Origin of the sequence: Herbaspirillum sp. (genome assembly GCF_017744395.1) — a bacterium.
Classification (GTDB): Bacteria; Pseudomonadota; Gammaproteobacteria; order Burkholderiales; family Burkholderiaceae_D; genus Herbaspirillum.
In genome coordinates this window covers 810,730-833,296 of record NZ_JAGIBI010000001.1, presented here as the reverse complement: position 1 = coordinate 833,296, position 22,567 = coordinate 810,730, and the positions used below count along the sequence as shown (strand labels likewise).

Here is a 22,567-nt window from a genome sequence, read left to right as displayed (position 1 = left end):
GATCCTCGCTGTTTTCGTTATTTATCTATGTGATGTTCTGACTTGTCCGGCCCTGGGCGGCCGGACTGCGGCTTATTCGAGATTCTGCACCTGCTCGCGCATCTGGTCGATCAGCAGCTTCAATTCCATCGAAGCGTCGGCCAGTTCCTTCATGGCCGCCTTGGAACCGACGGTGTTGGCTTCGCGGTTGAGCTCCTGCATCATGAAATCCAGGCGCTTGCCGACCTGGCCGCCTTTTTTCAGGATATGGCGGGTCTCGGCCAGGTGGGCCGACAGGCGCGCCAGTTCTTCGGCGATGTCGATGCGGATGCCGTACAGGGTGACTTCCTGGCGGATGCGCTCCAGCGACTCTTCCCGCGTCAGCTGCGGCGCGGCGCCGTTGTGCTGCAGGGCCAGGCCGAGCGCTTCGCGCATGCGCTCGGTGGCCTTTTGCTGGAATTGCTCGATCAGTTGCGGCACCAGCGGCGTGATGCGGGCCACGATGGCTTCCATCGCGTCGACCCGGGCCAGGATCACCGCCTGCAGCGCCGCGCCTTCGCGCGCGCGGGTGTCGACGAAGGCGTCGAGGGTCTGCTGCATGGCGGCCAGGATGTCCGCCTGCAGGGTTTCCTGGCTGATCTCGGCCTCTTCCATCACGCCCGGCCAGCGCAGCAGCTCGTTGACCGACAGCGGCGCGGCGTCGGGGAACTGGGCGCGCAACTGGTCTTGCAGGGCCGACAGGCTGCCGACCACGCCGGCGTTGAGCGCCTGGGTGCTGCCGGTGGCCGCCTTGCGGCCGAAACTGAGGCGGCATTCCACCTTGCCGCGCACCAGGCGGCTCATGATGGCTTCGCGCAGCATCGGCTCGACCGCGCGCAGGTCGTCGTTGATGCGGAATTGCAGGTCGAGGAAGCGCGAGTTGACGCTCTTCATCTCGACAGTGACCGTGCCGGCAGTGGTTTCGCGGGTGGTGACGGCATAGCCGGTCATGCTGTAGATGGTCAAATTCTGCTCCGGTGTGTTGGCGCCGGCCGCCGCAACGGGCGGCCGCGCGTTGGCGGGTCTGGTGATGATCGGTGCTGCTGCGCAGCGAGGATGGGCGGCGCACGCGGCCCGCCATCCTTTACAATGCCGGTTTTGCAAAACGCGGCGGCTGCAGTGCTGCGATGGCGGCCGGCCCCGTTGATGGGCGGCATCGCGCCATCGAATCCCGCATTTTAAAGAAAATTGGCAGCCCAGCGCTATCGAAACATTGAAATCGGCGGTCGATGGCGGTTTGCGCCATCGCCGCCGCTTCTTCAGCAGACAGACAAGGACCGAACATGACTTCTTCCCATCGCCCCAGCGCCCGTGCCGTTTCGCAACTGCGCGAGGTGCGCCTGACGCGCCATTACACCAAGCACGCCGAAGGTTCGGTGCTGGTAGAGTTCGGCGACACCCGCGTGCTGTGCACCGCCAGCATCGAAGAAAAGGTGCCGGGCTTCCTCAAAGGCAAAGGGCAGGGTTGGCTGACCGCCGAATACGGCATGCTGCCCCGCTCGACGCACACGCGCATGGACCGCGAAGCCGCCAAGGGCAAGCAGTCCGGCCGCACGCAGGAGATCCAGCGCCTGATCGGCCGCGCCCTGCGCGCCGCGTTCGACCTGGAAGCCTTCGGCGAACGCACGCTGCACCTCGATTGCGACGTGCTGCAGGCCGATGGCGGCACCCGCACCGCCGCCATCACCGGCGCCATGGTGGCGGCCTACGACGCGTTTTCGGTACTCAAGTCGCGCGGCTTGGTCGAGTCCATCCCGCTGAAGCATTTCGTGGCCGCGATCTCGGTGGGCGTCTACCAGGGCGTGCCGGTGCTGGACCTGGACTACCTGGAAGACTCCGACTGCGACACCGACATGAACGTGGTGATGACCGATGCCGGCCATTTCGTCGAAGTGCAGGGCACGGCCGAAGGCGCGGCGTTCGACCGCGCCACCCTGAACAGCCTACTGGACCTGGCGCAGCAGGGCATCGCCACGCTCAATACCTTGCAGAAGCAGGCGCTGGGCCTCTGAGGGCTTCCGGATCCTGCGGTTGCCCGTGAATCGCTTTACAATGCGCGTATCGCATAGGAACGCCATGTTGCACTGACGACATGGCGTTTTTCATTGCACCGGCGCAATGCCATGCCAACACCACCCAGTCATAGTATGAATACCAAGCAAAAGATCGTGATGGCGTCGAACAACGCCGGCAAGCTCAAGGAGTTTGCCAGCCTGTTGGGCGACATCGGTTTCGACGTGCGCGCCCAAGGCGAATTCAACGTCCCGGAAGCGGAAGAACCCTTCGCCACCTTCGTCGAGAATGCGCTGGCCAAGGCCCGCCACGCGGCCCGCCTGACCGGCCTGCCGGCGCTGGCCGACGACTCCGGCGTCTGCGCCAATGCCCTGGGCGGCGCGCCTGGCGTGTATTCGGCGCGCTATGCGGGCGAGCCGAAATCGGATGCCGCCAACAACGCCAAGCTGGTCCGCGACCTGGCCGCGCATGCCGACAAGTCGGCCTATTACTATTGCGTGCTGGTCTATGTGCGCCATGCCGACGATCCCCAGCCGGTGATCGCCGATGGCGTATGGAAGGGTGAAATCGTGGCCGACGCGCGCGGCGAGGGCGGTTTCGGCTACGACCCGCATTTCCTGTTGCCGCAACTGGACAAGACCGCCGCGCAGTTGAGCGCGGCCGAGAAGAACTCCATCTCCCACCGGGGGCAGGCATTGCGCGCATTGGTAGAGAAACTGAAATGATCCCGATCAAACCGGTCGCGGCCACTGCGCCCGCCGAGCCGGCCCAGGCGGCGCTGGCGTTCCTGAAGCCGGGCAGCCTGCAACTGGCCGCCTTGCCGCCGCTGTCGCTGTATGTGCATTTCCCGTGGTGCGTGCGCAAATGCCCGTATTGCGACTTCAACTCCCATGAAGTCAAGGGCAGCTTCCCGGAGCAGGACTACCTGGACGCCTTGCGTACCGACCTGGAAATGGCGCTGCCGCTGGTCTGGGGCCGCAAGATCAACACCATCTTCATCGGCGGCGGCACGCCCAGCCTGCTGTCGGCCGCCGGGCTGGACCGACTGCTGTCGGACCTGCGCACCTTGCTGCCGTTCGACAGCGACATCGAGATCACGATGGAAGCCAACCCGGGCACCTTCGAAGCCGAGAAGTTCCGCGCCTACCGCGCCAGCGGCATCAACCGCCTGTCGATCGGCATCCAGAGCTTCAACGCGGCCCACCTGGCCGCGCTGGGCCGCATCCACGACGGGGCGCAGGCATTGAAGGCGGTCGAGATCGCGCATGCCAATTTCGACAATTTCAACCTCGACCTGATGTACGCCTTGCCGTCGCAGACGCTGGCCGAGGCGCGCGCCGATATCGAGACGGCGATCGCCTTCGCGCCGCCGCACCTGTCGCTGTACCACCTGACGCTGGAGCCGAACACCCTGTTCGCCAAATTCCCGCCGCCGGTGCCCGACGACGATGCCAGCGCCGACATGCAAGACATGATCGCGCAACTGACCTCGGCGGCCGGTTATGCCAATTACGAAGTGTCGGCCTATGCCCAGCCCAAGCGGCGTGCCCGGCACAACCTCAATTACTGGCAGTTCGGCGATTACCTCGGCATCGGCGCCGGGGCGCATTCCAAGCTGTCCTTCCCGCACCGCATCGTGCGCCAGGCGCGCTACAAGCATCCCCAGACCTACATGGAACAGGTCCGGGCCGGGGCGCCGATCCAGGAGGAGGCCGAGATCGGGCGCGATGCCCTGGGTTTCGAATTCATGCTCAATGCGCTGCGCCTGACCGAAGGCTTTTCGCCCAACCTGTTTGCCGAGCGCACCGGCATGGGGTTGAACCAGATCGGCAAGCACCTGGATCTGGCCGAGGAAAAAGGGATGTTGTATCGCGATCACGCCGTAATCCGACCGACCGATTTGGGCCGCCGTTTTCTCAACGATTTGCAAGAAATGTTCTTGCAGGATTAAAGCGTGCTCGCAAGGCTGTTTTTATCAGGTATATTTGAGAAGTTTGAATTTAATTAAGAATTCTTTTGGGAAACTTTTAGCGGTTTTTCATCATGAAGGAGCGCCTCAAACAATAAGGAAGAGGGGCGCCAACGATAAAAGAATATGGCTGTCCAGGATAAAAGCGTCTCTTTTCCTCTTGTGTTTTTACAGCCTGTAGCCGACGTTCATCACGTATGGACTGCGCTGTCTCTGCACATTTCACCCATTGATGAGGATGGCAGTGCATTGCTGTCCCGTTTATTCAACGAGTTCAACCTGAGCGACGCCCTGGGCGGGCTGACTTGCATCATCCCGGTCCGGGATCCGGCGGTATTCGCGCCGGAGTTCGCGCACCCCGTTCCCCAGGGGCAGATCGCCCTGCGCGTGCCGGTCGAGCATTGCGTCGACCCGGGCAAGATCGATGCCTTGGACTGGCTTTACAGCCGCGGCTTTTCGATCATCGCCGACGGCCTGCCGGCGCAGGGCGCGGCCATGTTTCCTTTTGTCGAGTCGATCGCGCTGGACGCCAGCGTAGGCAGGCTGCCGGAAGCTGTGCAATGGATCAACCGCCTGCGCGGGCCGCACCTGGCGGAAAACATCGGTGACGCGATCCAGTTCGATAGCTGCCGCGCGGAAGGTTTCCGGTGGTTTGCCGGCGACTATGCGCTGCATCCCGACAACCGCCTGTCGCAAAAGAATTCAATCTCCCGCGCGCGCCTGCTCAAGCTGCTGGACCTGGTCGCGCGCGATGCCGACGCCGGCGAGCTGGAGTCGCTGCTCAAGCAGGATCCCGCGCTGTCCTACCAGCTCTTCAAGCTGGTCAGCTCGGCCGCCTTCGGCTTCTCGGCGCACATCACCAATTTCACCCAGGCCATCAACCTGCTGGGACGGCGCCAGCTGCAGCGCTGGCTGCAACTGCTGCTGTATGCGCGCTTCCCGGGCGACGAGTCGGCCAACCCCTTGCTGCCGCGCGCCGCGGCGCGCGCCGCGATGATGGAAGCGATGGCGCAGCGGATCGACTGCACCCGCGAAGAGCTGGATCGCGCCTTCATCACCGGCATGTTCTCCCTGCTCGACATCTTGCTGGGCATGCCGCTGCAAGACATCATCGAGCCGCTCAAGCTGCCGGTGGATATCGTCAATGCGCTGGCCAACCGCACCGGGCGGCTGGGCAAGCTGCTGGATGTGGTGGAGCGCTCCGAATACAGCCGCCTTCCCCTGCGGCATGCCGACCTCGAGGCCGCCGGCCTCGATGCCAAGGCGTATTGCGAATGCCTGATAAAGGCCTTTAGCTGGGCAACCAGAGTCAGCACAGAGGCCTGAATTCCATGATCTCCTCCGTTGGCACCGACGATCTGGCATGTTGTTCCGCATTGCTGGACGCGATGCAGAACCTGCATGGGCCGTCGCTCTCCGCGGCGCTGGGGGGAATCGCCTCCGGTTTCCTGAAGCGCCCAGGAGGCAAATACCTCCCGGGCCCGGCGCCTGAGGGGGATATGCTCAAACAGGCCGTCGAGTACGAAGGCGAACATTTCGGCTATTACTGCTTCCCCGACTCCGCCGGTGCCTACAGTGCGCTGGAGTGCCAGCGGCTGGCGATGCTGGCGGGCTTCACCGGTCGCCTGTTGCAGCGCCAGGCCGATACCGAGAGGCGGGCGCGCTCGCTCGACCAGATCGAAGCCAAGCTGGAGCAGCAGGCGCAGATCCTGAACCAGATGCACGAGTCGGTGATCACCATGGATCCGGCCGGCTTCATCACCAGCTGGAACCGCGGCGCCGAGCAACTGTTCGGCTATACCGCGCTGGAAGCCATCGGCCGCAACGTGTTGTTCCTGTACGAGAACGAAGACGAAGGGGATTCGCTGGCCGACATGTTCCTGGAGCAGGGCGGGCGCGAAATGGAAGTGCGCCGCCGCAAGAAATCGGGCGAGACCTTCTGGGCCAGCCTGTCGCTGTCGGTCATGCGCGACCAGCATGGCAACCCCATCGGACTGATCGGCTACATCAACGACATCACCGAGCGCAAGAATGCCGAGAAGCTGATCCACCACCTGGCCTATTACGATTCGCTGACCGGTTTGCCCAACCGCACGCTGCTCACGCGCACCGTCGACCAGGCCTTGCTGGAGGCGCGCCAGGACAGCATGCACGGCTGCGTGATGTTCATCGACCTGAACCGCTTCAAGCCCATCAACGACACGCTGGGCCACGTGGCCGGCGATATGCTGCTGGTGGAAGTGGCGATCCGCTTGCGTCGCGCGCTGCGCGAGCAGGACGTGGTGGCGCGCCTGGGCGCCGACGAATTCGCCGTGGCGCTGTTCGACATCGACAAGGATTACCACACCGGCTTCGTCGCGCAAAAGCTGCTGGCGACGTTCGACGAGCCGTTCTTCATCGACGGCCACGAGCTGCGCGTCGGCGCCAGCATCGGCGTGAGCATGTACCCGGAAGATGCCTCCGATACCGAAACCTTGCTGCGCCTGGCCGACATCGCCATGTACCGGGCCAAGCGGGGCGGCGACAACAACGAGGGCGGTTACGCGTATTACAGCGAAGAGATGAACCGCAACACGCTGGACTTGCTGCGCATCGAGACCGGCCTCCTGCATGCTTTCGAATACGACGAACTGCTGCTGTACTACCAGCCGAAGGTGGACATGCTGGCCGGCGCCATCACCGGCGCCGAAGCGCTGGTGCGCTGGCAGCATCCGGAGCGCGGCCTGTTGCTGCCGGGAGAATTCATTCCCATCGCCGAAGAGACCGGCCTGATCGTGCAATTGAGCGACTGGGTGCTGGATGCCGTGTGCCGCCAGGCGCGTTCATGGAAGGAGGCCGGCCTGGCGCCGATCCGCATCGCCCTGAACGTGACCGCGCGCGAATTCACCCGTTCGTTGCCGGATCGCGTCCGCGCCGCGCTGAACAAACACCGGCTCGGCGGCGAATGGCTGGAGCTGGAAATCACGGAAAGCATGCTGATGCACAGCACGGACCGCGTGATTTCGATCATGGAAAAGATTTGCAGCCTGGGCATCACGATTTCCCTCGACGATTTCGGCACCGGCTATTCCAGCCTGTCTTACCTCAAGCGCTTCCCGATCAATACGCTGAAGATCGACCGCTCCTTCACCATGGGCATTCCGGAAGACACCAACGATTGCGCGATCGCCAGCGCCATCATCGGCATCGCCAAGCAATTGCGCCACAAGGTGATCGCCGAAGGGGTGGAGACCGAGAAGCAATTCAACTTCCTCAAGGAAGCCGGCTGCAATGAGCTGCAGGGCTATATCTTTTCGCCGCCGGTGCCGGCGGGAGATTTTCATCACATGCTGCTGGAGGGGCGGCGACTCAAGGTCGTCGGCGAACATCCTTCGCTGCCGCTGGACGATTTCGGTGTCTGAGCGTTTTCATCAGCCAATAAAAATGGCCGCCGCATAAATACCGGCGGCCATTTTTATTGGTGTGCGGCTTCATTTGTTCCTGTATTTGCGGCAGGCCTGGATGAAGACGTTGTTAAACGCTTTTCTTGCTGAGCACGCGCCGGCTCGCTGCATAGTTTAAGACTAATAGTGAGGATACTTAATATGTCAATCGACTCCAGCCCGCATGCACGGACCGATACCCGGAAAATCGCAATTTGCGGCGCGGGCATCGGTGGCCTCGTACTGGCGATCCGATTGACCGAACTGGGCTTCCGGCCCGTCGTCTTCGAGCAACGCGAAGAAGCCGACATATGCCGCGAGGGGGTGTTCTTCACCCTGGCGCCCAACGGCATGAACGGCTTGAAAGTCATCGGGTGCTACGATGCTGTGCGCGGCAGCGGGGTCGAGACGACAGGCATCGAGCTATGTAATGCGCGCGGCGCACGCCTCGGGCTTGCCGACCAGGCCGATCATGAAAGCGTCTTCGGCGCCCCCAGCATCACCATCAGCCGAGGTGGCCTGGCGGCGATTCTCCTGGGACAGGCGCAGGCGGCGGGTGTCGAACTGCATTTTGGAACGGCCCTTGCAGTGTTGACATCGGACGCGAGCGGCACCTTGCTGCAGTTCGTGAACGGCGAAGCCTATGGCGCCGATATTGTCATCGGGGCCGATGGGCTGCGCTCGACCGTTCGCGCTCAAGCTTTTCCCAGTTATCCGGCGCCGCATTTCACTGGCCAGATCGGCACCGGCGGTATCACGCAAACGAGCCAATCTGGCACGAACGGCACGACGCGCATGACCTTCGGAAGCAAAGCGTTCTTCGGCTATTTGGTCGATGATCAGCGGCGTGCGTTCTGGTTCTCATCCTATCCTGCGGATGAGCCCGAGAATGGCCGCGTATTCGACGGCAAGGTGTTCGCAGAGCGCATCCGGCAGATGCACGCGGGCGATCCGGAGCCCAATCGTGCAATCCTTGCCACGGTCGCGAGCATCGACAGGATTTATCCCGTCTTCGACATGCCTGAATTGCCGGCATGGTCGAGCGGGCGTGTCGTTCTGCTCGGCGACGCCGCCCACGCCGTCGGCCCCGATGCGGGCCAAGGCGCGTCGATGGCAATTGAAGATGCTCTTGTGCTTGCGGCGGCGCTGGAACGCGAGGTCGATCATGTGGCTGCGTTCCGGCGCTATGAAGAGCTGCGGCGACCTCGGGTGGCTGAGGTGGTCAGGCTGACCGCGCGGAACGGTTCTCAGAAGCGCGCCTTGGGTTGGTGGCAGATGCTCGTTCGTGACCTCCTGCTGCGCGTATTCATCCCACTTGGGATCAGAGGCCAACGCAAACTGTTCGCTTATCGTCCCGATTAGGGATGCTGGAGTGAATTGCGTGCGCCAATGTCGAGACTCTGAAGGATAGACCTATGAAAATAATGTGCCTGAATGCTTGGGGTGGAAAGCTGTACGAAAAGCTGTTGCCCTATGTCAAAGCCAGCGACCCTGACGTCCTTTGCCTTCAGGAGGTCATTCACAGTCCGGCATCCGAGAAGGATTGGCTGACCTATCGTGATGGCGATCACGTACTGGCGCAGCGCGCCAACTTCTTTCGCGATGTTTCGCATGCCTTGCCCGATCATGTTGCAATCTTCTGTCCGGCAGCGCAGGGAGTGCTTTGGGATGAGAATCAACCGGTTCCATCGCAATGGGGACTGGCTACATTCGTGCGTCGATCCATCCCTATCATCGCTCAGGTCCAGGGTTTCGTTCACAAGGGCTTTTCGCCGGTCGGCTATGGCGATCATCCGCGGTCTCGTAACGCTCATGGTGTCAGGGTCTATGACTACGCTGCCGAGCGGGCCGTCAGTATCACGCATATGCACGGACTGCGCGATCTGAACGGCAAGATGGACACCCCCGAACGTGCCGAGCAGGCGCGAAGGCTGCTCAATTTTTCCCGGCAGGTTTCTGAGCCGGGTGACGTGGTAGTGGTCTGCGGTGACTTTAATGTCGAACCCGGCAGTGAAACTCTCGCGCTCCTTGCAGATGCCGGGTTCAAGGAGCTGGTGATGGGGCGCGGTATTGAGAGCACCCGAAGCACTCAATACAAGAAGCCGGGACGGTTCGCGGACTACATGCTTGTGAATCGCGAAGAGGCGGTGCAGTCGTTCGACGTGATTCATGACCCGGAGGTCTCGGATCACTGCCCTCTGGTTCTTCGGTTATAGCCAAAACACCGGAGCGACCATCTCCCCCGAAGAGTACTCCCGGCTTCGAAGAGCCAATAAAAAAGCCCCTATAAAAATAGGGGCTTGGTATTTCTTGGCGGAGACGGAGGGATTCGAACCCTCGATACAGGTTTAAGCCCGTATGCTTCCTTAGCAGGGAAGTGCCTTCGACCACTCGGCCACGTCTCCACACTGCAGGCAGTTATTACGCTGCCTCAGCGAAGTCACGCATAATAGCTTCTCAACTGCGTTTGGTCAATCAGCGGCTTGCAAAAAATCGCTGATTTGTCCGCCGGACTTCGCGATGGCGATTACTGGGCGCTGTCCAGGTCGAACGCCTTGTGCAGGGCGCGCACGGCCAGCTCCATGTACTTCTCGTCGATCAGCACCGAGATCTTGATTTCCGAGGTGGAGATCATCTGGATGTTGACGCCTTCTTCCGACAGCGTGCGGAACATCTGCGAGGCGATACCGACGTGGCTGCGCATGCCCACGCCCACCACCGAGACCTTCGAGACCTTGGTGTCGCCGTTGATGGCGGCGGCGCCGATGTGGGCCTTGACGCTGCTGTTGAGCACTTCCACCGCCTTGGCGTATTCGGCGCGCGGAACGGTGAAGGTGAAGTCGGTCTTGCCTTCGACAGATTGGTTCTGGATGATCATGTCGACTTCGATGTTGGCGTCGGCGACCGGGCCCAGGATCTGGTAGGCGATGCCCGGACGGTCCGGCACGCCGAGTACGGTGATCTTGGCTTCGTCGCGGGAAAATGCGATGCCGGTGATGGTGGCTTGTTCCATGTTGGTGTCTTCCTCAAACGAAATCAGGGTGCCGGAGACGGTTTCTTCGGCGAGCGGAATGAGCGGGTCGGTCAGCGACGACAGCACGCGGGTCGGCATCTTGTAGTTGCCGGCGAATTCCACGGAGCGGATCTGCAGCACCTTGGAGCCCAGCGATGCCATTTCCAGCATTTCCTCGAACGTCACGGTGTTGAGGCGGCGCGCTTCGCTGACCACGCGCGGGTCGGTGGTGTAGACGCCGTCGACGTCGGTGTAGATCAGGCATTCGGCGGCCTTGATGGCGGCGGCCACTGCCACGGCCGAGGTGTCGGAACCGCCGCGGCCCAGGGTGGTGATGTTGCCGTCGGCGTCGACGCCCTGGAAGCCGGTGATGATGACGATCTTGCCGGCGTTCAGGTCGCGGCGCACCTTGGCGTCGTCGATCGAGCGGATGCGCGCCTTGGTGAAGGCGGAGTCGGTCTTGATCGGCACTTGCCAGCCGGCGTAGGACACGGCTTCCTTGCCCAGCGCCTGCAGCGCGATGGCCAGCAGCGCCACCGAAGCCTGTTCGCCGGTGGAGGCCAGCATGTCCAGCTCGCGACCGTCGGGATGGGCCATGATTTCTTTGGCCAAACCGAGCAGGCGGTTGGTTTCACCGGACATCGCCGAGGGCACGACGACGATCTGGTGGCCTGCGTCGTGCCATTTGGCAACGCGCTTTGCGACATTCTTGATGCGCTCTGTCGAGCCCATCGAAGTGCCGCCGTATTTGTGAACGTATAAAGCCATAGGGATAAAAAAATGTGGCCCGACTTTGACGAACAACCGCTAGCTAGGCCGGAGGGAACAAACCCTTGACTTTACATCCGGTGCGCCAAAATCTCAAGGAAAAGCTCGCCGGATAGCGGATTGCCGATGAAGTTTTGTTTGTTGCGATGCGGAAAAAGTGCCGTGGACGCCGGATGCGCCGCGCAATTTGGCAAGATTTTCCCCTGATGGCGCAAATTGCATGCAAAAGCGCGATATAAAGCGGGAAATGGCGAGCGTAAGGCAGGGGAAGGGATGGGGCACCATCTGTCATGCGCATACGGGTGCAAGTCTCGCAGGCGGCATGGCAGTTGGTGCTGCTGTACTGATGTGATGCTTCGGTACTGCGTGCTTCGTATGAAACCCGGCCTTCAGCCTGGCGCCGGCGGTTCTGACGCGCGGTGGCGGAACGCTGCCGTCATGGCTGGAGGCGGTGATGCGGGAACGTCTATCAGGCGCCGCTGTACAGGTTGTCGACCTTGTTGTTGGCTTGCTGCACTTCGTTTTGCACTTGCTGGCGGCTCAGATGGGAGCTGGCCTGGCGCACGATGGGATATTCGTTGCGCACGGCGATCTCGCCATTGGCGCGGGCGCGTTGCAGCTCTGCCTTGACGTCGGCACGGGTCTGGGTCGAAGTGAAAGCGGTTGCCGGAGGATACGGTGCATCGGCCAGGGCGGCGCCGGCGGCGACCAGGAGAGCGGCAGCAACGGTGATGTTCTTGATGTTCATGATCTTGTCCTTCTTTCTTGATAAGTTGATAAGGATTCCGCAGGTGCCTTGGCCGGAAAAGGACATGGCCAAAAACACGCTGTTCCTTCGGATACGGGTGGAAACGTTTTCTGTTGCATTCATCCAACCCATGCCTGCAGTCTAAATATTGCCTGGGCAAAGAAAAATGGGTTTAATCGGAATTAACTATTTCTTTATCCGGAACAATCAGGGGCTTGAAAAATGGACAGGCTGCAATCAATGCGAGTGTTCGCCAAAGTCGTGGAGCAGGGGAGCTTTGTGCGCGCGGCGGAAATCCTGGAGATTTCCAACGCCGTGGCGACGCGTTTCATCGCCGACCTGGAAGCGCATCTGGGCATCCGCTTGCTGAACCGCTCGACCCGCCGCCTGTCGCTGACCGAGTCCGGCCAGGCTTACCTGGAACGGGTACGACTGATCCTGGCCGAGATCGATGATGCCGAAGCGCTGGTCTCGCTCGATACCAAGAAACCGGGAGGAACCCTGGCCATCTATTCGCATGCGGGATTCGGGCAGTCGCAACTGGGCGGGCTGCTGTCCGGGTATTCCCAGGCGTACCCCGAAGTGGTGCTGGATGTGACCTTGTCCGACCGTTCCATCGATCTGGTGGAAGAGGGCATCGACATCGGTTTTTTCAGCAGCATGCAGAAGGTCGACGCCAGCATGGTGGCGCGCCAGTTGGGCATTGCCAAAGTGGTGTTGTGCGCGTCACCGGACTACATCGCCAAGCATGGCGCCCCGCAGAATCCTGAAGACCTGTCGCGCCATAGCTGCCTGAATTTCTCGCATGAGTACTTGCGCCACCACTGGCACATCAATACGGTCAATGGCGTGCTGGACGTGCCCATCGTGAGCAAGGTGGTATCCAACAGCGGCGTGCTGCTGCGCGAGTTCGCTCTGTTGGGCATGGGGATCGTACTGCGGCCGTCGTTTTCCCTGGGCGACGATTTGCGCTGCGGCAAACTGGTGCGGGTGCTGCCGGATTTCGATATCGGCCAGGTGATCATTTCGATGGCTTATCCCAGCCGCCGCCTGCTGTCGGCCAAGGTGCGCAGTTTCGTGGAATATGTCAGCGCGCGCTATCCGCATCCGGAAAGCGATCCCTGGCTGGCTTAGGGCCTGTTCTCAGATCACGTCGGCCAGTTTGGCCAGCAGGCTGCATTCTTCCTGCCAGGCACGGCGTTCCTTGGTGCTGATGGCTTCGTGCTGCAGGTCGGCATCGCTTTTTTCCAATTGCGAGAGCAGGATGCGTTCGGCCAGCCGGGTGTCGGGCTCCATCGGGCCGAAGAAGGCGACCGTGGCGCCGCGTTCGATGAGCAGTGTGGGGAAGTTGTCGATGTCGAGGTCGCCGACCAGGTCGGCCTGGTCTTCGATGTCGATCCAGACGAAATGGTGTTGCGGGTAGCGCGCAGCCCAGGCGCCGAAGGCGGCGTCGTACTCGCGGCAACTGCCGCACCAGGCCGCGCACAGGCAGGCTACGACCCAGGTGTCGTTGCGCAGGGCGTCGGCCAGTTGGCGGCGATTGGTCAGGTCTAGTTTCTGATAGGACATGGCGCCGCTATTTTACCCGCTTCGGCAGCCGGGGGCCGGCGACGGGGCAAAGCCGTCGCCGGCGTTCGCGAACGGTGCCGGGAAATGCCGGCCTCACGGTAAAATAACGGGATGTCCACGATTTTAGCCATTGAAACATCCACCGAGCTCGCATCGGCCGCGCTGCTGCACCAGGGCCAGTTGATCGCGCGCGAATCCGCCGGTGCGCAGACGCATTCCGATTCCATCCTCCCGATGATCCAGCAATTGCTGGCCGAAGCGGGCATCCCGCTTTCCCGGTGCGATGCGCTGGCCTTCGGCGTGGGGCCGGGTTCCTTCACCGGCGTACGCACGGCTTGCGGCGTCGTGCAGGGGCTGGCGTTCGGCATCGACCGGCCGGTGGTGCCGGTCGTCACCCTGGAGGCAGCCGCCCAGGCTTGCCGCACGGCGCATCCCGATGTCCGCGAGGTGTTGGCGATCCTCGACGCCCGCATGGGCGAGGTGTACTGGGCGCGCTATCGCGCCAATGACAACGGCGGTTGGGACACGCTGGCCGAGCCCGCGCTGTCCTCGGCCGAACAGGTCGCCACCGGCGGCAAGCCGGCGGCTTGCGGCAATGGACTGGCGGCCTATGCGGCGCACTTCACGCCGGATTTTTGCGCGCGGGAATTCGCCGCCGCTTATCCGCAGTGCATGCCGCATGCCCGCGATGTGGCGCGCCTGGGCCAGTTGCATTTCGCGCAGGGCCGCGCCTTGCCGGCGCAGGAGGCGCAGCCGCTTTACTTGCGCAACAAGGTCGCGTTGACCACTGCTGAACGCGAGGTACGCGATGCCTTGAAGGGCGCGGCATGACATCGTCTGTCGCGGGGCGCGCAGAACTGTTGTCCGGATTGGAGGCGCGGTTTGGGAAACTGCAGTTCGCGCCGATGACCGCCGACGACGTGGATGCCGTGGTCGAGATCGAAAATGCCGTCTACTCGCATCCATGGAGCCGCGGCAATTTCGTCGACTCACTCTACAGCGGCTACCAGGCGCAGACCTTGCGCGACGGCGGGAATGCCTTGCTGGGCTATTTCCTGGTCATGCTGGCGGTGGATGAAGCGCACCTGCTCAACATCAGCGTGGCGGCCGCGCATCAGCACCAGGGGCTGGGCCAGTTGCTGCTCGGCCAGGCCACCGCGCTTGCCCGGGGCAAGGGGATGCAGCGCATGCTGCTGGAAGTGCGGGAGTCGAATGCGCACGCGATCAAGGTGTACAAACGCTATGGTTTCGCCGAAATCGGCCGGCGCAAGAACTACTATCCGGCCGCGAACAATACCCGCGAAGGGGCCATCGTCATGAGTCTGGCGCTATGAGTGAAGAATTGAACAACCGGGAAGGGCACGGCTCTTCGCTGGCGTTGCTGGATGCGCTGGGCATCGGTCCGGTGTGGGTGCGGCGCGAGCTGGCCGCGGCTGAAACCATGGAGGTTGAGACCGCGCCGGCAGCGGTGGCCGAAGCGGTCGAGGTGCGCCAGGAGACGCCGGCGGCGCCTGCGCCGCGTCCTGCGATCCAGGCTCCGGCCACGAACGACTGGGAAGATGCATTTGCCGCTTCTCCCGCGCCGGCTCCGGTATCGCCACCGGCCGCGCGCCCGATGCCGCCTGCGGCGCCGCATGTACCGCATGTATCGGAGCGCCGCAGCGCGCCGCCCGAGGACGACGGCGGACCGCCGGCCTGGCTGGACGAGATGGATTTCGCCGCTTCGATGGAGCCGGTGCTGATTCCGCATGGCGATGAGGAGGAAGACGCGCCCGCGCCGGCCGATCCGATGATCGCCAGGATCGCCGCCATGGAATGGCCCCAGCTCAAGGAAATCGTGGCCGATTGCCGCCGCTGCGGCTTGTGCAACGGCCGCAAGAACACTGTCTTCGGCGTCGGCGATGAAAAGGCCAAATGGCTGTTCATCGGCGAAGGGCCGGGCCGCAACGAGGATATGCAGGGCGAGCCGTTCGTCGGCCCGGCCGGCAAGCTGCTCGACAATATGCTGGTGGCGATGGGGCTCAAGCGCGGCGACAACGCCTACATCGCCAATATCGTCAAATGCCGCCCGACCGACGGCACCGGCCGCGACCGCCCGCCGTCGCCGCAGGAAGTGGCCGCATGCCTGCCTTACCTGCAGCGCCAGATCGCGCTGATCCAGCCGACGGTGCTGGTGGCGCTGGGCAAGACGGCGGCGATCTCGCTGCTGGGGCTGGATCCCGCGACCCCGGTATCCAAGCTGCGCGGCACCGTGCACCGCTACCAGGATCTGCCGCTGGTGGTGACTTACCACCCGGCGTACCTGCTGCGCACGCTGGGCGACAAGAGCAAAGCCTGGGCCGACCTGTGCCTGGCGATGACGACCTATCAGCGCCAGCCCGCGCAATGACATGGCCGTCGGTGCACAGGAATCTGCGGTTGCGGTGAGCTGCCAGGCGCGCTTCCACGCGCGCTGGCCCGAATTGCGCGACCCGCATGTGCGCGCGCTGGCCTGGCTGCTGGATTCGCCCGACCTGATGGCCGTCGATGCGCCATGCTGGGAAGGGCGCATTGCGACGCTGGGGCCTGTCAGTGAAGAGGTGGCCGCATGGCTGCGTACGCTGCAGCAGGATCCTCAGCTCAAGCGGCAACTGCACGACCATCTGGCGCACCAGCCTTCGGCCCGCCTGGGGCGCTACGCGGAGAAGCTGCTTGGTTTCTATCTGCGGCAGCGGGGGCAACTGGTCGCCGCCAACCTGCAGGTGCGCAACAATGGCGCTACCCGCGAGACCCTGGGCGAATTCGATTTCCTGGTGCGCCGCCCGCATGTCGGCGCCGGCAACGGGCTCGAACACTGGGAGTTCGCCACCAAGTTCTACCTGCTCGAACAGGCTTCCCTGCAACCCGGCCGCACTGTTCCATCCGGCGAGATGCCGCCCGACGCCTTCGTCGGCCCCAACCTGGCCGATTCGTTGGGCCGCAAGATGCGCAAGATCATGCGGCAGCAGTTGATGCTGTCGTGGCATCCTGCCGCCGCCGGCGTGCTGCCGGAGCCTGTGGCATCCGCGCAGGCGCTGGTCAAGGGATGGCTGTTCTATAGTGAGCCGCTGCCGTCGCTGCCGCCCGCGATGGGCATTTCAGCCGGCCATTGTCGCGGATTCTGGTGCGATGCGGCTGCGTTGCGGGAGCGTTACGCGGAGCGCCTCGAGCAATTGCATTTCCTCTTGCTGCCCCGGCTCGAATGGCTGGCGCCGGCGCGCGTCGAGATCGGGCGAACGGTGGACATGGATGCCGTGCAAGAGGAAATTGCCGCGCGCTTTGGCGCCGAAGCGGCGCCGGTGATGCTGGCGGTGTGTCGGGGGCCGGAAGCGGGCGAAGGGCAGGATGCTTTTGAAATCGAGCGCGGTTTCATCGTCCCGGACGGCTGGCAGCAGCGGGCGGCCGAGCGCGTCAGGCATGCGGTGATCCGGATCTGAAACAGGGTGTCTTGTGCGGCGTTTGCGCCGCACGGGCGGGCATCAGTGGTGGTGCTTGTCCTCGCCGATCAGCGCGAGCGAATCGTGCTCGCGCTGGTTGGCGGCGTGGCGGCGCATGATCAGGTACATGATCCCGGCCACGAAGGAGCCGAAGATGATGATCACGGTGTTCACATCCAGGTTCAGGCGCACCATGAAGGCGTACAGCACCAGCATGGTCAGCACCGAGAGGTTCTCGTTGAAATTCTGCACCGCGATCGAATGGCCGGCGCTCATCAGCACGTGGCCGCGGTGCTGCAGCAGCGCGTTCATCGGCACCACGAAGTAGCCGGACAACGCGCCGATGATCACCAGCAGCGGATAGGCGATCCAGATCGAGGACGTGGTGGTCATCAGCATCACCACGATGCCCATGACGATGCCCAGCGGCATGACCGACAGCGACTTCTTCAGCGGCACGAAACGGGCCGCGGCCATCGCCCCCAGCGCCACGCCCACGGCCACGATGCCTTGCAGGATGGCCGCCTTGTCCAGCGGCATGTGCAGCGATTTCTCGGCCCATTTCAGCACGATGAACTGCAGCGTGGCTCCCGCGCCCCAGAACAAGGTGGTCACCGCCAGCGAGATCTGGCCCAGCTTGTCCTTCCACAAGGTGGTGAAACAGCCGGCGAAGTCGATGATCAGGCGGATCGGGTTGCGTTGCTGGTGCTCATAGCGGGCGCCGGTATCGGGGATGCTGAGGTTGAACAGCGCGGCGATGATGTAGATGACGGAGATGATGCACAGTGCCGCTTCGGTGGGCGTATCGACGGGGAGGTCGATGAGGGGGAAGTCGAAACTGAGGATGACCGAGGAAATATGCGGATTGACCAGCGCGCCGCCCAGTACCGTTCCCATGATGATGGAACCGACGGTGAGGCCTTCGATCCATCCGTTGGCGGCCACCAGTTTCTCAGGCGGCAGTAATTCGGTCAGTATTCCGTATTTTGCGGGGGAGTAGGCCGCCGCCCCGAACCCGACCACCGCGTAGGCCAGCAGGGGATGGACGGTGAAGAACATCATCCCGCAGCCGACGATCTTGATCATATTGGTGATCAGCATGACCTTGCCTTTCGGGAAGGCATCGGCGAAAGCGCCGACGAAGGCGGCCAGCAAGACGTAGGAGAGGACGAAGAAGAGCTTGAGCAGTGGCGTCATCCACGGCGGGGAGTGCATTTCGGCAAGGAGGGCGATAGCGGCGATCAGCAGCGCGTTATCGGCAAGCGACGAAAAAAACTGCGCCGCCATGATGGTGTAGAAACCGCGATTCATCCCTGTCCAAAATGTAACAATTAGGTTCGGCTAGCTTTATACCATGAAACCATGGCATGCCAGTACAAGAACGCATCTCCCGCCGATTGACGAAATCAGTTCTGTGCCTGAACAGAAAGATATTCGTCCGGTAAAATGCCGGCTTGTTCCTCGGTAGATCAAAACTTTCGGGCGATTTGCAGTGCAACATCCGGGCTAGTGGCCCGGTTCGCGGTACATGTCCCATTGCTTCGCCTTTGCCCAGCGCCTAATTCGCCCCTCCGCTCATCATGCCAAGACCGATCGTCGCTTCCATCAGCCTCTCCGCTCTCCAACATAACCTGTCGGTTGCCCGTGCCCATGCCCCCCATGCCAAGGTCTGGAGCGTGGTCAAGGCCAACGCCTACGGGCATGGCCTGGAACGCGCCATGCGCGGCTTCGCCCAGGCCGACGGCCTGGCCCTGGTCGAGGTGGACTACGCGGTGCGGCTGCGGGAGCTGGGGTGGAACAAGCCCATTTTGCTGCTGGAAGGTTTTTTCGATGCCGATGACTTGCCGGTATTGGCCCGGCACGACATCCAGTTCGCGGTGCATTGCGAAGAGCAGATCGCCATGCTGGAAGCTTTTTCCACCGGGGCCGCCCTGCATGCCCACCTGAAGATGAACAGCGGCATGAACCGCCTCGGCTTCAAGCCGGAAGCCTATCGCGCCGCCTATGAACGGCTCGGCAAGATCGCTTCGGTGCGCAGCATCACGATGATGACCCACTTCGCCAATGCCGACGATGCCGGCAATCCCGCCTTGTCGCTGCAGGAGCAGGTCAGGCGCTTCAATGTCGGTACCGAGGGGCTGGAAGGCCCCAGGAGCCTGTGCAACTCGGCCGGCGACCTGCTGCATGGAGAATTGGCCTTCGACTGGGTGCGCCCCGGCATCATGTTGTACGGCGGCACTCCCGGCGGCGGCAGCGCGGCCGATTTCGGCTTGCGTCCGGCCATGACGCTGGAGAGCAAGATTATCGGCGTGCAAGACATCGCACCCGGCGAGGCGGTCGGCTACGGCAGCCGTTTCGTGGCCGACAAGCCGATGAAAGTGGGCGTGGTCGCCTGCGGCTATGCCGACGGCTACCCGCGCCATGCGCCCGGCGGCACGCCGGTAGTGGTCGACGGCATCAAGACCGGCACGGTCGGCCGGGTGTCGATGGACATGATGGCGGTCGACCTGACCGGCGTCCCGGGAGCGGCCGTCGGCAGCCATGTGGTGCTGTGGGGCGAAGGCTTGCCGATCGACGATGTCGCAACTGCCGCCGGCACCATCGGCTATGAGCTGATGTGCGCACTGGCGCCGCGCGTGGCGGTGCGGGAAGTGGCATAACAAGCGCGATCGAAACACGCGGGCTTATTCACACGGCAGCTATATCAATGGATGCGTTCCTGCATAAGGATGCGTCCATATTCAGATCATATTCGTAGAGGAACAAAAGGAATGAATCAGGCGCTTGTCATTAACGTGGCGGTGTTCGCCGCACTCTTGCTGCTGCTGACGCAAACTCGTCGCCGGAGCTGGAGCCTGGCGCGGAAAGTATTGGCCGGCCTGGCGCTCGGCGTGCTGTTCGGCCTCGGCCTGCAACTGGCCTATGGCGAAGGCAGCGACATCGTGCGCGCGTCCATCCCCTGGTTCAATATCGTCGGCAACGGCTATGTGCAATTGCTGCAGATGATCGTCATGCCGCTGGTATTCGCCTCCATCCTGAGCGCGATCGCCAGGCTGCATTCGGTTTCTTCGCTGGGCAGGATCAGCGTGCTGGTCATCGCCACGCTGCTGTTGACCACGCTCGTCTCCGCGCTGGTCGGCGTGCTGGTGACCAACCTGTTCGGCCTGACGGCCGAAGGGCTGATCCAGGGCGCGCGCGAGACCGCCCGCCTGTCTGCCATCGAGAGCAGCTATGCGGGCAAGGTGGCGGACCTGAACATGCCCCAGCTGGTGCTGTCGTTCATTCCGAAGAACCCGTTCGCCGACCTGAGCGGCGCCAGCCCGACGTCGATCATCAGCGTGGTGATCTTCGCGGCCTTCCTCGGCGTGGCGGCGCTGCAGCTGCTCAAGGATGACGCGGAAAAGGGCCGGCGCCTGCTGGCCGGCATCGACCTGCTGCAAGCCTGGGTCATGAAGCTGGTGCGCCTGGTCATGAAGTTGACGCCCTATGGCGTGATGGCGCTGATGACCAAGGTGGTGGCCAGTTCCAATCTCCAGGATATCGTCCAGTTGGGCGGCTTCGTGGTCGCATCCTATCTCGGCCTGGCGATCATGTTCGTGGTGCATGGCGTGCTGCTGTCGGCCTTCGGCGTCAATCCGCTGCGCTTTTTCCGCAAGATCTGGCCGGTGCTCACCTTCGCCTTCACCAGCCGCTCCAGCGCGGCCACCATCCCGCTGAGCGTGGAAGCGCAGACCCGCCGCCTGGGTGTGCCGGCCTCGATTGCCGGTTTCGCGGCTTCGTTCGGCGCCACCATCGGCCAGAACGGATGCGCGGGACTGTACCCCGCCATGCTGGCGGTGATGGTCGCGCCGACGGTGGGCATCAATCCGCTGGACCCGATGTGGATCGCCACGCTGGCGCTGGTGGTGACCGTCAGTTCGGCCGGCGTGGCCGGCGTCGGCGGCGGCGCCACGTTCGCCGCGCTGATCGTGCTGCCGGCGATGGGTTTGCCGGTGACGCTGGTGGCCTTGCTGATCTCGGTGGAGCCGCTGATCGACATGGGGCGCACCGCCCTGAACGTCAGCGGTTCCATGACCGCGGGCACCGTCACGAGCCAGATCATGGGGCAGACCGACAAGGCCCTCATGCATGGCGATGAGGCCGTGGAACTGGCGCAGTGACGCCGCCGTCCTCTTATCGAATCACAAGGAACGACAGACACGATGGCCAAGCTCAAGACCCATTACAGCTGCACTGAGTGCGGCGGCATCAGTAACAAATGGGCGGGGCAATGTCCGGCTTGCGGGCAGTGGAATACCCTGGTCGAGACCGTGGCCGAAACGGCCGGCGTGAACCGCTATTCGGCGCAGCCGCAAAGCCTGGCCCAGACGGCGCCGGTGCTGAGCCTGGCCGATATCGAGGCGATCGACGTGCCGCGTTTCGGCACCGGCATCGAGGAGTTCGACCGCGTGCTGGGTGGCGGCCTGGTGCCGGGCGGTGTGGCGCTGATCGGCGGCGATCCCGGCATCGGCAAATCGACGCTGCTGCTGCAGGCGCTGTCCAATATCTCCAAGCTGAAGAAGACGCTGTATGTGAGCGGCGAGGAATCCGGCTCGCAGATCGCCTTGCGCGCCAAGCGGCTGGCGGTCGATGCGCGCGACCTGCAGCTGCAGGCCGAAATCCAGCTTGAAAAGATCCTGGCGACGCTGGCCGAGCACAAGCCGGAAGTGGCGGTGATCGACTCCATCCAGACCATCTATTCCGATGCGCTGACTTCCGCCCCCGGTTCGGTGGCGCAGGTGCGCGAATGCGCGGCGCAACTGACGCGCGCGGCCAAGACTTCCGGCACCACCATCATCATGGTCGGCCACGTCACCAAGGAAGGCTCGCTGGCCGGCCCGCGCGTGCTGGAGCATATCGTCGACACGGTGCTGTATTTCGAAGGCGATACCCATTCCAGCTTCCGCCTGGTGCGCGCCTTCAAGAACCGTTTCGGCGCGGTCAACGAGCTGGGCGTGTTCGCCATGACCGAGAAGGGCTTGAAGGGCGTGTCCAACCCTTCGGCCTTGTTCCTGTCGCAGCACGACACCCAGGTGCCGGGTTCGTGCGTGATGGTGACGCAGGAGGGCACACGCCCCTTGCTGGTGGAAATCCAGGCGCTGGTCGATACCTCGCATGTGCCCAATGCCCGCCGCCTGTCGGTCGGCCTGGAGCAGAACCGTCTGGCGATGCTGCTGGCGGTGCTGCACCGGCATGCCGGCATCGCCGCGTTCGACCAGGACGTGTTCATCAACGCCGTGGGCGGCGTCAAGATCACCGAACCGGCGGCCGACCTGGCGGTGCTGATGGCGATCAACTCCTCGATGCGCAACAAGCCGCTGCCGCGCGGATTGGTGGTGTTCGGGGAAGTCGGCTTGGCCGGGGAAATCCGTCCCGCTCCACGCGGGCAGGAACGCCTGCGCGAGGCAGCCAAGCTGGGTTTCTCGATTGCCGTCATCCCCAAGGCCAATGCGCCGAAACAGCCGATCGAAGGCTTGAAGGTGATTGCGGTGGAACGTATCGACGACGCCTTGCAGAAATCGCGCGAGATCGACGATTACGCCGCTTGAAAGG

General features: G+C 63.0%; 20 protein-coding genes and 1 tRNA gene. 15 read left to right on the top strand and 6 right to left on the bottom strand.

Annotated elements, in window-relative coordinates:
* Positions 1-72: 72 nt before the first annotated feature.
* Positions 73-984: a YicC/YloC family endoribonuclease gene (locus J7548_RS03715; RefSeq protein WP_290970488.1), complete on the bottom strand. Its 912-nt coding sequence runs from the start codon at positions 982-984 to the stop codon at positions 73-75.
* A 317-nt stretch (positions 985-1,301) separates the two neighbouring features.
* Between J7548_RS03715 and rph the strand changes: the two genes are divergently transcribed.
* The 7 genes from rph to J7548_RS03680 all read left to right on the top strand — a co-directional run bounded on the left by rph (position 1,302) and on the right by J7548_RS03680 (position 9,638).
* Positions 1,302-2,030: a ribonuclease PH gene (gene rph / locus J7548_RS03710; protein WP_141915496.1), complete on the top strand. Its 729-nt coding sequence runs from the start codon at positions 1,302-1,304 to the stop codon at positions 2,028-2,030.
* Between the two features lie 135 nt (positions 2,031-2,165).
* Positions 2,166-2,756, top strand: coding sequence for an RdgB/HAM1 family non-canonical purine NTP pyrophosphatase (gene rdgB / locus J7548_RS03705; RefSeq protein WP_290970479.1), 591 nt, complete (start codon positions 2,166-2,168; stop codon positions 2,754-2,756).
* Positions 2,753-3,982 carry a radical SAM family heme chaperone HemW gene (gene hemW / locus J7548_RS03700; protein WP_290970476.1) on the top strand — a complete coding sequence of 410 codons (1,230 nt, stop codon included), beginning with the start codon at positions 2,753-2,755 and terminating at the stop codon, positions 3,980-3,982. Before rdgB ends, hemW begins: the two co-directional genes overlap by 4 nt.
* Positions 3,983-4,126: 144 nt before the next feature.
* Positions 4,127-5,326: an HDOD domain-containing protein gene (locus tag J7548_RS03695; RefSeq protein WP_290970473.1), complete on the top strand. Its 1,200-nt coding sequence runs from the start codon at positions 4,127-4,129 to the stop codon at positions 5,324-5,326.
* Between the two features lie 5 nt (positions 5,327-5,331).
* Positions 5,332-7,401, top strand: a complete 2,070-nt coding sequence (locus J7548_RS03690) for an EAL domain-containing protein (RefSeq protein WP_290970470.1) — start codon at positions 5,332-5,334, stop codon at positions 7,399-7,401.
* 183 nt (positions 7,402-7,584) lie between these two features.
* Positions 7,585-8,784 carry an FAD-dependent monooxygenase gene (locus J7548_RS03685; RefSeq protein ID WP_290970467.1) on the top strand — a complete coding sequence of 400 codons (1,200 nt, stop codon included), beginning with the start codon at positions 7,585-7,587 and terminating at the stop codon, positions 8,782-8,784.
* 53 nt (positions 8,785-8,837) lie between these two features.
* Complete coding sequence (locus tag J7548_RS03680) at positions 8,838-9,638, top strand: endonuclease/exonuclease/phosphatase family protein (protein WP_290970464.1); 801 nt, start codon at positions 8,838-8,840, stop codon at positions 9,636-9,638.
* A 95-nt stretch (positions 9,639-9,733) separates the two neighbouring features.
* On the opposite strand, the gene J7548_RS03675 is transcribed toward J7548_RS03680, so the two are convergent.
* From J7548_RS03675 to J7548_RS03665, 3 genes are all read right to left on the bottom strand, one after another.
* Positions 9,734-9,827: transfer RNA gene (locus tag J7548_RS03675), tRNA-Ser, on the bottom strand.
* A 122-nt stretch (positions 9,828-9,949) separates the two neighbouring features.
* Entirely contained in the window at positions 9,950-11,203 is a 1,254-nt protein-coding gene (locus J7548_RS03670) for an aspartate kinase (protein WP_290970461.1), read from the bottom strand.
* A gap of 469 nt (positions 11,204-11,672) precedes the next feature.
* Entirely contained in the window at positions 11,673-11,951 is a 279-nt protein-coding gene (locus J7548_RS03665; RefSeq protein ID WP_290970458.1) for a DUF4148 domain-containing protein, read from the bottom strand.
* Positions 11,952-12,173: 222 nt separating this feature from the next.
* Between J7548_RS03665 and J7548_RS03660 the strand changes: the two genes are divergently transcribed.
* Positions 12,174-13,085, top strand: a complete 912-nt coding sequence (locus J7548_RS03660; RefSeq protein WP_290970455.1) for a LysR family transcriptional regulator — start codon at positions 12,174-12,176, stop codon at positions 13,083-13,085.
* A gap of 9 nt (positions 13,086-13,094) precedes the next feature.
* On the opposite strand, the gene J7548_RS03655 is transcribed toward J7548_RS03660, so the two are convergent.
* A complete protein-coding gene (locus J7548_RS03655; protein ID WP_290970452.1) occupies positions 13,095-13,520 on the bottom strand; it encodes a thioredoxin family protein in 426 nt (141 codons plus the stop codon).
* A 111-nt stretch (positions 13,521-13,631) separates the two neighbouring features.
* Between J7548_RS03655 and tsaB the strand changes: the two genes are divergently transcribed.
* From tsaB to J7548_RS03635, 4 genes are read left to right on the top strand one after another with little or no spacing between them, the layout of a single operon-like run.
* Positions 13,632-14,351: a tRNA (adenosine(37)-N6)-threonylcarbamoyltransferase complex dimerization subunit type 1 TsaB gene (tsaB, locus tag J7548_RS03650; protein WP_290970449.1), complete on the top strand. Its 720-nt coding sequence runs from the start codon at positions 13,632-13,634 to the stop codon at positions 14,349-14,351.
* Positions 14,348-14,854, top strand: coding sequence for a ribosomal protein S18-alanine N-acetyltransferase (gene rimI, locus J7548_RS03645; RefSeq protein WP_290970448.1), 507 nt, complete (start codon positions 14,348-14,350; stop codon positions 14,852-14,854). Before tsaB ends, rimI begins: the two co-directional genes overlap by 4 nt.
* A complete protein-coding gene (locus tag J7548_RS03640; protein WP_290970445.1) occupies positions 14,851-15,909 on the top strand; it encodes a uracil-DNA glycosylase in 1,059 nt (352 codons plus the stop codon). Before rimI ends, J7548_RS03640 begins: the two co-directional genes overlap by 4 nt.
* Before the next feature lies 1 nt (position 15,910).
* The gene (locus J7548_RS03635) at positions 15,911-16,975 is read left to right on the top strand and encodes a DUF1853 family protein (RefSeq protein WP_290970442.1); all 1,065 of its coding nucleotides are present in this window, start codon (positions 15,911-15,913) and stop codon (positions 16,973-16,975) included.
* Positions 16,976-17,017: 42 nt separating this feature from the next.
* Here the strand turns inward: J7548_RS03635 and lplT are convergent, their stop codons facing one another.
* The gene (gene lplT, locus J7548_RS03630) at positions 17,018-18,286 is read right to left on the bottom strand and encodes a lysophospholipid transporter LplT (protein ID WP_290970439.1); all 1,269 of its coding nucleotides are present in this window, start codon (positions 18,284-18,286) and stop codon (positions 17,018-17,020) included.
* Positions 18,287-18,555: 269 nt separating this feature from the next.
* Here lplT and alr point away from each other — a divergent pair, with 269 nt between their 5' ends.
* From alr to radA, 3 genes are all read left to right on the top strand, one after another.
* Positions 18,556-19,635: an alanine racemase gene (alr, locus tag J7548_RS03625; RefSeq protein ID WP_290970436.1), complete on the top strand. Its 1,080-nt coding sequence runs from the start codon at positions 18,556-18,558 to the stop codon at positions 19,633-19,635.
* Positions 19,636-19,746: 111 nt separating this feature from the next.
* Complete coding sequence (locus J7548_RS03620; RefSeq protein WP_290970433.1) at positions 19,747-21,135, top strand: L-cystine transporter; 1,389 nt, start codon at positions 19,747-19,749, stop codon at positions 21,133-21,135.
* Positions 21,136-21,177: 42 nt separating this feature from the next.
* Complete coding sequence (radA, locus tag J7548_RS03615; protein WP_290970431.1) at positions 21,178-22,563, top strand: DNA repair protein RadA; 1,386 nt, start codon at positions 21,178-21,180, stop codon at positions 22,561-22,563.
* Positions 22,564-22,567: the final 4 nt, after the last annotated feature.